This is a genomic window from Bradyrhizobium sp. 956_D2_N1_4, from assembly GCF_052076025.1.
Taxonomy (GTDB): domain Bacteria; phylum Pseudomonadota; class Alphaproteobacteria; order Rhizobiales; family Xanthobacteraceae; genus Bradyrhizobium; species Bradyrhizobium barranii.
Genome location: NZ_CP197237.1, coordinates 5170213 through 5182770 on the forward strand (window position 1 = coordinate 5170213; position 12558 = coordinate 5182770).

Genomic DNA, 12558 nt, shown 5'->3' on the forward strand with positions numbered 1-12558 from the left:
AGACGCTCCATGGCCGAAAAGTTGTGTTGAATGCTACCGCGGGCCACGATGTTGGTTTATGCACCAAGGCTAGGGGCCCGCCGGCAAATCCTCTATCGACGCACTCCGACGCGATTAACGCCGCCATTGGCATTACCGCCGACGTTATGACGGACTGCAGCGCGCGCAACGGGCCGTGGCCGGAGGGCAACGCCAGCCCGGGCAACGCAACCCACCGGATAGTCGACGTACTGGCAATACACGATCGCGCGGGCCGGTGATGGAGCAAGCGTGGCCCCTGCAAGTCCCAGAAGTGCGCTGGCAGCGATTCCTGTAACCGTCACTGACTTTATCGAAAGTCGCATCTTAGCCTTCATGATGTCCTCCTAAGGGTAGCAGAAGCCGCATTCCTACGGCTTACGATAGCGTGTGCCCGGACACATGAGCGACATTGACGTACATCAAGGGTGAACTGGGCTGTGCGTTAACTCCGTCGAACATCCTCCGTGTTCCCTACCGCCCGTCGCCTGGTTTACTGACAGCACCAACCGCGATCTTGATTCAGATCAACCAGCTTCATGATACCCGCACCAAAACAAGAGACCGACTGGGCTAGGGCAATTAGTTGGTGCGTGCGATGACGCCGACTTGGTATGTCACCTTCGAGGTTCGTAAACGCGGCACGCTGCCGAAGCAGCGGAGCCCTCGGGAAACAAGGACCTTCGCTACGGAAGCAGAGGCCAAGGCATTCGTTCGTGCAAAGCTCGACGAAGGTCTCGTTGTATTTGCGGGCACGATCAATCCGCATGTCCCCAGGCAACTCATTCCGTCGCCCCGCATCCAAGCTTGGCTTGTCGATGAACAATGGAACGCTGAGCCAGATACAGGTCCCGACGCGGAATAAGCACGTTCCCATGCACATACACCGCTCTCAAGTGGTGCCATCTTGTTACGGGCTTAGGGTCTCATCGCTCTTAGACTTGTGGACGTTCGTAGCACTTCATAAGAGCTCGCGTTCTCTGAACGAGAGAAATCTGAGCGAGGGGATAGGGACGCTGAAAAGGCCTTCGATGGCTGCGCTCAGTCTCGCAGCGCTGAGCATGACGGCTCCTGCCATGGCCGCCGATATGGCCGTCAAGGCGGCGCCGCCGGCACCGGTGGTGGCGATCTACAACTGGAGCGGATTCTACATTGGCGCCAACGGAGGCTGGGGGCAGAGCCATGGTTGCGTGGATTTCCTGACGCCCGCCGGGACAGTCGCAGGTGGTTGCGCTGATCGTTCGGGCGGCCTTGTTGGCGGGCAGATCGGGTACCGCTGGCAAACGAACCAGTCTGTGCTCGGCTTGGAGGCGCAGGGCGACTGGGCCGAGATCAAGAACACACGCGTCAGCTTGATCGATCCATTGATCTCAACCACAGGCAAGATTGATGGCATTGGGCTGTTCACGGCTCAATTCGGATGGGCATGGAAAGCGTCGCTGTTCTATGTGAAGGGTGGCGCTGCGGTGACGCGCAATCGCTTTGATGTCTTCAACAACCTCACCGGAGTCGGCCTGACTCCGCAGGTCACACGCGCTGGGGCGGTGCCCTCGGTGTCGGCTGGGAATACGGTTTCTCGCCGAATTGGTCGTTCGGCATCGAATACGACCATCTCTGGATGGGGCGTGACAACACGTCCTTCGCGGGCGTGGTCACGCCAGGGGGCATCACCCTTCTCGGCAACGGGGTCAGTCAGGATGTGGACATGGTCACACTTCGGTTGAACTATCGTTTCGGCGGTTATTCGGCACCGGTCACCGCTCGCTATTGAACCGTACTTCCGCGCAGATTAGAGGTCCCGGCATGGCACCGGGGCCGCTCAATTAGGAACGGCAAAGGGTCTTCGCTTCGACCCGGCTGTCAATTCTGACGATCGAAGCCGGCGAGTTGCTGCCGGTCCAACAGTACGATCTGGCGGTGGGTGGCACCGATGAAGCCGAGGATGCCAAGCTTGCTCAGATGCGATAACGCCCGCGAAACGGTTTCCAGCTTGAGTCCAAGGTAGTCCGCGATATCACGCCGTGACATTGGCAGTGCCAAAATGCCGGCGTCGGTGAGCCGCTCGTCCATCTCAAGGATGAAGGCCGCGACGCGCTCGATCGAAGTTTTGCGTCCAAGGAGCAGCATATGGTCTTCCGCATGCTTCAGATTGCTGGTGGTCATGCGGAGCAGATGCTTGGCCAGCGCGCCATCACTGCCGGAAATTACATCGAGATTCTGTCGCCGAATGAGGCGAACCGTCGTGTCCACGACGGCTTCTGCCGTAGAACGGTGCAGGCTTCCATTCTCCAGTCCGAAGATATCGCCGGAAACGTAAAAGGCGCCGATTTGCCGGCGGCCATCACGAAGCAGCTTGTAGCTTCGTACCGCGCCTGACTTGACCTGATAGACATAATCGGCGGGTTCCTTTTCGCCGTAGATCTTGTTGCACTTCCGATAGGTAAGTTGGCTCAGGCTGACGATCGGATTGGTTTCGGTCGGTATCCCCAGTTCGCAAAGGGAGTGCGGATGAGGCACCGACACTGAGGTGATATGCATCAGCATTGGACCCATTCCTTAATCTTGTGATGATGGGCCTGGTAACCGTGCAATTCCGGTGCCGGGTTAGGGGCGTGCATGGTGACAAGATTTTCAGGGATAGTGCATTCTCGGTATTGTCCTAAAGTTCATTGCACCAAAGAACAACAATGCCCGAGTTTGGATCTGTTTGGTTGCGGCGCTGCGGCGCAGAAATCTGCCATCGGTCTGCAGCTTAAGACCGGCGCTACGGTGATTGTTGGTGGACGTGTTCAATTTGCTCCCCGACGCTTCCCCAATCCGAGAGCCTGAACACGCCGGTCGCGGCCGCCTGCGGAGTGGGCAGAACGCGGATCAACGGCGTCTGCGTTGCAAGGACGACGATCCGCCAAACCCGGCGTGCAGTGCGCAGGTGTCTCCGTTGGCAGGGAAATGTCTGTGCGATGTACGAATAGGAGCCGCGAGACTCGGCGTTTGGATCTTATCCGGACGCCGATCACCAGGTTCTGAAGCCGAACCAGCCGAACTGTCCTTGTCGTGCCGCCAGAAGCATCTGCGGCTGGACGTTTCGCCTCGGTCGAGCCGCAACATGCAACATCTTGCGTTGTCGCTTGCGATCGACGGTTTCAGGCGGGCGTGTATCCTGTTTCGGCAGCATCGCGAAAGAATTCGCCACCGCCGGGCTCAGTGGGACGGTAACGGGCGGTTCGGCCACATCCGATGAAGTTGCGACCTCGGTCGCCTCGGCCACGGGCACAGCGGCGACGATCACCGGCGACTGGGTATCGAAGACAATACGCTCGGGCCATTTGCGATCTGAGTGGATAAGTATGGCCGGCCGGTCCGCAGCCGCCTGATCGACGGTCGGGGCCCTCGGCAGCCAATAATCTGCAACAAAGAGCAGTGCGAGCAACACTGCTCCGACCTTCCAGAAATATGCCGCCAGTGGCATGCCGGTCGCTCCGGTGCGCCCCGAAACATTGACCTGGGCTCTACGTCGTCTGTTACCTGCAGCAAGATGGCCACGAGCTGCTTGATATAGATCAAGCGCGTTCGATCGCTCGCGAACGCGCTCTAACTGTAGCCGGTAATGCGCGCAACTGCCTTCATGTACTTGAGATCAAGTGCGGCGTCACCTCCGTCTGACCGATAGTTGCGAGCGGTCAGGCGATCCGAATTCAAGCAGGTCTCAAGATCGAACCTGATATGCGAGCACCATCCCAGGGCGCTCTTCTCTGCCTCTTCCTTGGAGGGGCCAAACCCCACAAAGGTCTGAACGTGCCCGGCCTCGCCGTCGGCCCTCGATACGAGATTGATTTCTGAGATGTAAAAGGACGAACACTGGGCGGCGCTGGTTCCCTGATTTAGATCAACGTAACCGCGCAGTGCGTCACCATTGTCGTGTGGGGCAACTCGCCTAGGAGATGGCCGATGTTGAAAATAGTAGTTGCCGGAACAACCGCACTCTTCCTTGCTGCATCCCCGATTGCCAACGCGCAAACCTCGCAAACCTCTTCTGCGACTCCGGAACGGTTAAATGCAGCCGACCGGAATACGCTGACGGACATGAGGATTGATCTGGTAAAGGCCGCGTTGCAGCTGACACCTGACCAGGAGAAATACTGGCCCGCTGTAGAGAGCGCCATTCGTGCCAGGGCGGAGGACCGGAAAGCCCGCCTTGCAAAAATCGGAGAAACAGTGGGTAGACGGGCTGACGAAAACCGTGTCGAAGCCCTGCGCAATCGTGACCCTATCACCTTCTTGCAGCGGCGCTCGGAAGCATTGGCTCAACGATCAGCCGATTTGGATAAACTCGCCGAGGCGTGGCAGCCACTCTACAAAACGCTTAATCCCGAACAGAGGCAGCGCATGGCGGCCATCGCGATTCTGGTACTCCACGATATGAGTGATGCCGTAGACCGGCGCCGTGCGCTGTCCGAGGACGAGGACTGAGCCAAAGCAGTTCAATTCGAACCTAATGCATAATGGTCGGAGCATACGCAGCTAACTGACTGTATGCCTAGACGATGTTTGCTAAGGGTCTTGGCTGTAGAAGCACACTTTTGTAGATGAGCCGATAGCAAGCCAAGACCGGCTCGGCCTCAGGCCGCGATCACATAGATCAGCGGCTTGATCCCGACGATGTTGATGACCCGTGTCAGGCCAGAACCGAGAGTGCCATCTCGGCGGCTACTTTTGGGAGCGTTCTAGTGAGGAAGTGGGTCCTTCCCATGCGTGCATTCATCGTGCCGAACGGATGCTCGACTGTCTCGCGACGTTGGCGCATAGCGAGCGGGTTCAGGCATTCAGGCAATAGTGTCCATTGCTCACGATCCGCCTGCTCAACGAAGCGCCTCTCTGCTTCCCCCGCAGAATCACGAGAGAATCATGGCAAAGCAGCAGCGTTTCCACACAGCCAGGGTCACGAGCCGCAATACTTGCGGTGAGCAAAATCAAGTCGGCTCTGCCGCCAACAGCAGACCTCAGCAAGACCTCCCACACTTGTCGCGATGACCCAGGAAAAGAACTCGCTCCGGCAAAGAAAACCGAATATCTCCAGCGCAAGCAACTCTTGGTCGAGCCGAGACTGCGTCATCGCCGTAATACAAATATCCCCCGCTGTTACCATTCTGTCACGGATTTCGACGCTGCTTGTGCCCTAGTATTGAATGCCGTCTAACTTGGGGCCCCGCGGTTCGCGGAGCGCTTTGCAGTAGCCGCCACTGGTTGCAAATGCCGCCCAGAGGTTTGCAATGAGATCAAACAAACCGGGAAGCCGCGTCATCAACAATGCGGCAGCGGTTGCTGCTCTCGTGCTTTGCGCTGATGTTTCGCATGCCGACCAGGGCGGTAGCTCGTTCTGGTTTCCGGGTCAGTTTGCGAGCCTCGTGGCCATGCAGCAGACACCGGGCTGGGCGCTCAGTGTCATCGATTACCATTCCTGCGTCGCCGCAACCGGGGGCGCTGCTGCGGCCAAAGAGATCCTGGCCGGCAAAATCCCCGCGAACGTCAACGTTAATCTAAATCTGAGTCTGAGCGGGCGGGCCGACCTGATCGCCCTTGCGCCATCGTATACTTTCACGACGGCGGTGCTTGGCGGGCAGTTGGTCGTAGGCATGTCCGGCCAGTACGGCAGAGCCGCCACCAGTATCGCCGGAACACTGACAGCGATAGCCGGACCGATTGTGATGACGCGCACCGGAATGCTCGAAGGCTCACTTACCTCCTACGGCGACCTCGCGCCATTCGCGCAACTGCTATGGAGCCATGGCGTCGACAATTACATGGCTTACGTCACGGGCAATATTCCCGTCGGCGACTATGATCCGACGCGGATTCCCAACATCGGGCTCGGGCACGCCGCGATCGACATTGGAGGCGCCTATACCTATTTCGACCCGGCGGCAGGAAACGAAATCTCGGGCGTCGCCGGCCTTACCTACAATTTCAGGAATCCTGATACCCTGTACCGGAGCGGCATCGATTTCCACTTCGACTGGGGCGCATCGCACTACGTCACCAAGCAGCTTTTCCTCGGCATTGTCGGATATGCCTACCAGCAAATCACCGACGATTCCGGCCAGAACCCGATCCTCGGTGGCTTCAGGTCACGCGTTTTCGGTGTCGGTCCGCAAATCGGGTACGGCTTCCCGGTCGCAGACATGCAGGGCTCCCTTAGCCTGAGGGGATACGGCGAATTCGGTGCAGCCAACCGTCCGTCAGGATGGAATACCTGGCTGACGTTCACCATTTCCCCGTCCGCGCCTGCCGCCATAGCGCGCACGAAGCATCTGGTTGTGAAATAAACCTCGTGCCAACCGGACGTCGGCTGCGATCGGCCGATGTCTCAAATGGGTCAAAATGCGAAGGACTCAACGTAAGCAAGTCGGCCTCGTTGAACGGACCTCAATGAGGCGTGTCACCACTTCGCTGATGGGCCAGACCTGGACTCATCGCCGCAGCAAACGACATGCACGAACCGCAGTGATTTACTCAATCAATCGTCGGCGCGGGCGAGTGATCGAGCACTTTGATCACCGTCTCGTACCTTGTCGGCGCGCATCGCGCTCCGTTAGTAGACACCACGCCGCACGGCACGACGCGTATGGCGGTAATCGCGACGGTCGACACGACGCGCAGTCACGCGGGCGCGCCGATACGTGTAGGCCTGCGCTTGATCAACGCTTAACTCCACGACGCCACGCGATGTAACCTGCGGCGAGACTGGAATCGTCGCCAACACCACTGCCGCAAACAGCAGCCCGACAATTGAGTAAGCCCTCATTGCACCTACTCCTATTATCTACCATGGCCGTCAATGTCGGCCACTGTCACCAGATGTCAATGAATATGTGCAGCGCATCGAGCGACATAGTTTTCGCCAAAGCTTTGCACATGACTGCTCCGGATACTCAGGCCAGCAGGAAAAGGCGTCGAGGGGAATGGTGCACTGCGTTCATGCGCGCTGCACAAATCATGGAATGCTCATGTCTCAATTGGTCAAAAGCAGCGGTGGACGCCAAGTTGGATCGGCGTCCGGTTTGCCCCTGACAGCCGACATGACACGCGCTCAATCGACCTTCGGCTAAGGGGCCAACAAACCGCCGCTGCCGCAAATTCTAAGACGCAAATTCCTTCGTTGATTGGTCAATAGCGCTTACTCAACTAGAGCGTGCACATTTCCAAATTTTCCCGACTGTTGCCGCTTAGGCACATCGAATGCTAGTCGGCTCAGCTAGGTTCGAGCTGGAACGCCGGACATCCAAAAAAGAACCGGCATCGTTCGGGTGAAACGTGGATGGAGCGAGAATAATGAGGAAGATTTTGTTAAGTGGCGTGGCCTTGCTGGCAGTGAGCATGGCGGCCCCCGCGTCGGCGGCTGATATGGCGGCACGCCCCTACACCAAGGCGCCGCCGCCGGTGGTCGCTCCGATCTATGACTGGACCGGTTTCTACATCGGCGCCAACGGCGGATGGGGCCAAAGCCACAATTGCGTGGATTTCGTCACGCTCGCAGGCACAGTTGCAAGCGGTTGCCGGGATCGGTCGGGTGGCGTTGTCGGCGGGCAGGTCGGGTATCGCTGGCAATCCAATCAATTTGTGTTCGGATTGGAAGCGCAGGGCGATTGGGCCGACCTCAGCAACACGCGCGTCAGCCTGTTCAACCCGACGCTTTCAACCACAGTTAAGACCGACGCCATCGGTCTCTTCACGGGCCAACTCGGTTGGGCGTGGAACGCGTCACTGCTCTACGTGAAGGGCGGCGCGGCCGTAACCAGCAATCGCCTGACAATATTCGACAACACCACCGGGATCGGTCTGGTCTCGGCAGATAACACGCGCTGGGGCGGCGCGCTGGGTGTCGGCTGGGAGTATGGCTTCGCACAAAACTGGTCGGTCGGTGTTGAATACGATCATCTGTGGATGGGACATGCGAACAACTCCTTCTCCGTGGCCGATCCGCGGCTTGCGGCCGTACTCAACGACCGGATCAGCCAAGACGTGGATATGGTCACTCTGCGCTTCAACTATCGCTTCGGCGGGTATGGAAAAGCTCCTGTCGCGGCGAGATACTGATCGCTCCAGTCTGCGCAAACCAAAGCCCCGGCTCGCCGGGGCTTTTTTGCGGGCTATGTATGGCTAGCGGTTGCTGCATCTTTGCAATGTCTGAGGTGGGTGAGAGCGCCGGTTTACAGATGTTGCGGCTGCTTTCGGTCAGCCCAATAAGCCGACGATTTGAGCGGCCTCGAACTTCTCAGGCCGGAGTTGCTGCGAGACCGACGCATCCTCACTCTCTCGCCGGTAGGGGCGCTCGCGAGAAAGCTGACTTTGAGCGGCTCGCCCAGGAAATCGATCCCTTTGTCGCGGCGAATGGAGAGCTGGCCGGCCTAATGATATTCGCAAAGGCCTTTCCGGGCTGGGACAGCTCAAGCTCGTCGGAGGCTATCATCGACAGGTGAAGCGCGTGGTCGTCGTGACTGACAGCGAGCTCTTCAAGGCCATACCGCGGATGGCGAAGCACTTTGTCTCGGCGCAAGTTCGTCGATTTTCGTCCGATCAAAAAGCGGAGACGCTGGCGTGGCTGGAAGCGCAATGATCCATATCGGCGTGATCCGCCCATAGTGCTCCCGCCAGGACAAGCCCCGGCTCATAGGATGGAAGTATCGGGCTTCTGTTTGATCCAGATCAACCTCCCTTTGTTAAGCAGCGCTGCACTAACACGGCCTGTGGCAAGCACCGACGCAGGCGAGACGTGCCCCTCGACGATGGCCTTGAGGGCGCAGGCTTTCACTGCCGTCGCATCACAGATGGAGCCTTCCGATGTGGATCCTGATGTACGTCTTCTCGTATTCAGTTAGTCCAGCCGCCACAAATGACAGAGCGGAATGGAGGCTCCTTCCGACCGTGGTATTCCAGGAATTTTCCAGTGAAGAGCGCTGCCTGACAGCGAAGTCCAAACTGGAGGAGAGCTTGAAGGAGGCGGGAGCCAGGATGAGAAGCGGTTTGGAAGACTTGAAGAGCGTGGGTCAGGCTTACCCAGCGCAGATCATCATTGCCTTCAACGTGGAATGCGTACCGAAGTAGAGGCAGCGAACCACGACCGCGCCGCGCGCCAGACGGGAAGTCCTTGTCGAAAGCAACAATCGTTCGCAGGCTAATTCTTCGAAAAGATTTGGAGGGGAAAGGGAATCGAACCCTTGTATTCAGCTTGGAAGTCAGACGCGGCCGCCGGGTACGGCAAACTGTCAAAAACCATTCGGCGGTCGCAAGAAATGTAAGCGCATAGCCGTCCGATAACTGCGGGTGTCCTGCGATCGCCTCAGATTGCCGCTCCAAACCTACCCGCTACCCGAACGCCCAGTGACATCGTGCCTGCCGCAACACATTCGAACGTAGTACCGGGGTCAATGCAATGTTGAGAGGCCCAAACATGAAATTCCTGACGGCATTGCTCGCTGCAGCATTTTCACTGGGATACGCCGGCCCAAGCGATGCCGTTGTGAGGATTACCAACGATCGGGGTGGGTTGATCCAACGTTACTTCGATCGGTACGAAAACTTGAAGAACACGGGCCAGACCGTGATCATCGATGGCCTCTGCGCCTCGGCCTGTACGATCGTCCTAGCTAAGATCCCTTCGGAAAGAATCTGCGTAACTGAAAGGGCAAATCTTGCCTTCCACGCAGCCTGGGACCTGGGGGCTGGCGGACGCCAAATTACAAATCCAGAAGCCACACGAATAATGTATTCAATGTACCCGGCTCCGGTTCGGAATTGGATAGCAACGCGTGGCGGTTTGTCTCCTCACACAATCTTCCTGCGCGGCGCGAGGCTTAAGGCGATATTTCCTCCTTGCTATCTAGACGCTGCGGTTTTCCTGCGCTCGTAGTGATCAGATGCTGGTCTAACCCAGCCGTTCCGCGCGAGGCGTTAACATATTGGCGACGAACCACTGTGCACCCTGAATGGGTATTGTGCCGCCGGCAGCGAACTTCATTCGATCATGCAATGAGGAGGACAAGGATTCAGGCGAGGGTCTGCGGGGGCAGAGACTTCCTCAATTCGAGCGACCTCGTAACTTCCCAACGTCGGCATATTGCTGCGCGAACCGCCGGGCCTCCTCTGCGCATGGATTAGGCTCAGGTACGTTTTGCCTGGGTCGTCGTCAGAGTTGTCCGTAAATCTCACGGTATAAGGTGGTAATGGTTCAAGCCTATCCGGCCCAATGCGGATTCAACTAGGCCCTTGAGATCAAAAATCGCCCAGTAGCCCTGAAAGGCGTGAATGAAACGCCAGCGATAAGTCAGTCGACCAGGCTACCGCAAACGCCCACACGAGCACTCCGAGCAAGTACGATACTCTGATCGCAGCGCCCGCTCGATCGATCCCGTTCAGACCGTCGTGGTGCACCCCTGCGACGAGACCTCCCTGCGCTGCGGCGTCCTCGACAGCGCCAGCGCGGGCATCATCCGACCGATCCTGGTGGGTCCGGAGGGGAAGATCAGAGACACGGCCGACACTCACGGGCTCGACATCGCGAGAATCGAGATCGTCGATGCGCCGCACAGCGAGGCGGCCGCCGCTAAGGCCCTCGAACTGATCCACGCTACCCACGGCGAGATGCTGATGAAAGGCAGTCTGCACACCGACGAGCTGATGTGTAGCATCACGGCCAAGGCCGGCGGTCTACGCATGGACCGGGCCACAACCAGACATCGGCATCTGATCGATCACCTCGTTAGCGCGCAGTAGGAATGGTCCGAGCGAGTCGTTGAAAACGTAAAGCGCGTCCTGCGCGACCACTGAGCGACACCACGTCTCGCGGCGGCGGTGAGGCCCCCCGCTCGGCCCGCGCGTGCGGCAACTCCTACCAACCACTCAACGGAAATCTACTGGTTCGCCCGTTCGGCGTCGGCGGTAGCCATGTATTTCGATTGGAAATGCGCAACCCGCTCGCGCCACATTCCGACGAACGCCCCCGATGTCAGCTTATCCACCGATTTCCACGCGGTTTTGACGGCCGGAAGGGTATTCCGCCAGATCGCGCGTTTGCACCATTTTTCGCGTTTCTCCCTCCCTTCGCTGGTGGCACACATGGATTTCCAAGCGATGCGATCGGGTTGGCTGATGTGCTCGGCGGCGCCTTCCCAGCCTTGTTGATGGATCAAGTAAAGATCACTCAAGGTCGGCTTCTTCTGCGTCACCCACTCGAACAGAATGCCTTCGGTAATGACCTTGTAGGCTGCCGCAATGGCATTGTCGCGGGGATCAAGAATCTGCCCGGAGCCGAATTTGTTGAACTCGTACTTGCTCAGTTGAAACAGGCCGATATACGACCCCGTGCGCTGCTTGGGGTCGAAACCGGACTCGATCTTGGCAACCGCTTTCATGAAATGGAAGTCCAGACCGAAAGCGTCGGAAGCGCGCTTGATCTCCTCGACCGGCGTTCCGACCGGGATGTCCTTGAGTGACTTTAAGACGATCTCCGCCGGTTTCTCGGCAGGAGGCAGTTCGGACCAGACGTAATAGATGAGATAGCGAAAATCCTGCGTCACCGGCGCCGAGTTGGAGGCATTGCGCGTTGTAGGCCCCGGTTGGGCGACATCATGGTGGCCCAAGTCCACCGATTCCTGCACGGGCGGTAAATCGGCCGACAGCATCTGCGACGGATCGGGCAACGCAGCCACGACGATCGATTCCGGCTTATCCGAGGCCGCCGTCGTGTGGGTGGCCGTCCCCGCCGCGGGTTCGGCGGCCGTCGCCACTTCGGCGCCAGCCACAGCAGCGTTCGCGACAACGGTGTTAGCGACAACGGCGTTGTCCATTGCGATTGCCTGCGGTTCATCCGCGAGCCTGGCGTTGGCGGCGAGCGATGCTGCGCGATCCTCGATTGGCACTGCGCCGATGTTCTCGGTGCCGGCCGAACCGAAGCCAGCCAGCCAGCCAACGATCCCCCCCGCGAGAACGACCGTTCCGCAAAACGTCGGCACCACTGCCGTAAATCGCCGCGGGTTCATCATCCCGTCGCCTCCAAAGGCCCCACCCGAGCAATGCTGCACAGCCAAGCACGCGACGGGTGAATTTTCGGGTCGAGACATGGCCGCGCAATGGCGCAAACCGCGGTTCATCATCTTTTCCACGAAGTGTTGCCCGCATGCAACGCGCCGGCGGCAAGCAATTGTTCTGCGACGTAAGCGTGTTGGGAAGTTTCGGACCCATGCGACGCATGCGGCTAGTTCGCGGCGAGCCGACCATGGTGAATGTCGGACCAACAGGTGCGCTTGAGTGGCCGTAGTCGGGGATGCCGTCCCTTCGAGCGGTCTGTCGTTGACGATTTATGGGATCATCTGAGCGAACCGAACCCATTGCCCAAGATCAAAGCGTCCGTCGCAACGGCCCTCACACCGTACATTGATCGGCCCGGCGATCGGCGCGACGGCTATTGCCGATTGTCTTCTTCCGGCAGATTGGCCTCGTCATTGGAATTGGTCCAATTTTCGACCCACTGCGACCAGATTTGAA

General features: G+C 58.6%; 11 protein-coding genes and 3 pseudogenes. 9 read left to right on the top strand and 5 right to left on the bottom strand.

What is annotated here, in order from left to right; translation table 11 throughout:
- Nucleotides 1-92 precede the first annotated feature (92 nt).
- Nucleotides 93-356, bottom strand: a complete 264-nt coding sequence (locus AB7535_RS24580; RefSeq protein ID WP_085398219.1) for a hypothetical protein — start codon at nt 354-356, stop codon at nt 93-95.
- A 260-nt stretch (nt 357-616) separates the two neighbouring features.
- Between AB7535_RS24580 and AB7535_RS24585 the strand changes: the two genes are divergently transcribed.
- Nucleotides 617-883 carry a hypothetical protein gene (locus tag AB7535_RS24585; RefSeq protein ID WP_071913258.1) on the top strand — a complete coding sequence of 89 codons (267 nt, stop codon included), beginning with the start codon at nt 617-619 and terminating at the stop codon, nt 881-883.
- A 166-nt stretch (nt 884-1049) separates the two neighbouring features.
- Nucleotides 1050-1789 (top strand): annotated as a pseudogene (locus AB7535_RS24590) (outer membrane protein).
- Nucleotides 1790-1878: 89 nt separating this feature from the next.
- Here the strand turns inward: AB7535_RS24590 and AB7535_RS24595 are convergent.
- The gene (locus tag AB7535_RS24595) at nt 1879-2562 is read right to left on the bottom strand and encodes a helix-turn-helix domain-containing protein (RefSeq protein ID WP_085398221.1); all 684 of its coding nucleotides are present in this window, start codon (nt 2560-2562) and stop codon (nt 1879-1881) included.
- A gap of 469 nt (nt 2563-3031) precedes the next feature.
- On the bottom strand, nt 3032-3487 hold the full coding sequence (locus AB7535_RS24600; RefSeq protein WP_439037048.1) for a hypothetical protein: 456 nt from the start codon (nt 3485-3487) through the stop codon (nt 3032-3034).
- 479 nt (nt 3488-3966) lie between these two features.
- On the opposite strand from AB7535_RS24600, the gene AB7535_RS24605 reads away from it, so the two are divergent.
- Nucleotides 3967-4488 carry a Spy/CpxP family protein refolding chaperone gene (locus AB7535_RS24605; protein WP_038945733.1) on the top strand — a complete coding sequence of 174 codons (522 nt, stop codon included), beginning with the start codon at nt 3967-3969 and terminating at the stop codon, nt 4486-4488.
- A 149-nt stretch (nt 4489-4637) separates the two neighbouring features.
- Here AB7535_RS24605 and AB7535_RS24610 read toward each other — a convergent pair.
- A pseudogene (locus AB7535_RS24610) lies at nt 4638-4831 on the bottom strand (IS5/IS1182 family transposase); the annotation flags it as partial.
- Nucleotides 4832-5288: 457 nt separating this feature from the next.
- On the opposite strand from AB7535_RS24610, the gene AB7535_RS24615 reads away from it, so the two are divergent.
- The 6 genes and pseudogenes from AB7535_RS24615 to AB7535_RS24640 form a co-directional block, all read left to right on the top strand.
- On the top strand, nt 5289-6341 hold the full coding sequence (locus AB7535_RS24615; protein WP_439037049.1) for a SphA family protein: 1053 nt from the start codon (nt 5289-5291) through the stop codon (nt 6339-6341).
- Nucleotides 6342-7347: 1006 nt separating this feature from the next.
- A complete protein-coding gene (locus AB7535_RS24620; RefSeq protein WP_085398421.1) occupies nt 7348-8112 on the top strand; it encodes an outer membrane protein in 765 nt (254 codons plus the stop codon).
- Nucleotides 8113-8452: 340 nt separating this feature from the next.
- A complete protein-coding gene (locus AB7535_RS24625; protein WP_049808091.1) occupies nt 8453-8632 on the top strand; it encodes an STAS/SEC14 domain-containing protein in 180 nt (59 codons plus the stop codon).
- A 224-nt stretch (nt 8633-8856) separates the two neighbouring features.
- Nucleotides 8857-9120 (top strand): hypothetical protein, encoded by a 264-nt coding sequence (locus tag AB7535_RS24630; protein ID WP_085398423.1) that lies wholly within the window; start codon nt 8857-8859, stop codon nt 9118-9120.
- A 346-nt stretch (nt 9121-9466) separates the two neighbouring features.
- On the top strand, nt 9467-9925 hold the full coding sequence (locus AB7535_RS24635) for a hypothetical protein (RefSeq protein ID WP_085398426.1): 459 nt from the start codon (nt 9467-9469) through the stop codon (nt 9923-9925).
- Nucleotides 9926-10396: 471 nt separating this feature from the next.
- Nucleotides 10397-10737 (top strand): annotated as a pseudogene (locus AB7535_RS24640) (phosphate acetyltransferase); the annotation flags it as partial.
- A 188-nt stretch (nt 10738-10925) separates the two neighbouring features.
- Here AB7535_RS24640 and AB7535_RS24645 read toward each other — a convergent pair.
- Complete coding sequence (locus AB7535_RS24645) at nt 10926-12056, bottom strand: transglycosylase (protein ID WP_245343912.1); 1131 nt, start codon at nt 12054-12056, stop codon at nt 10926-10928.
- Nucleotides 12057-12558 lie beyond the last annotated feature (502 nt).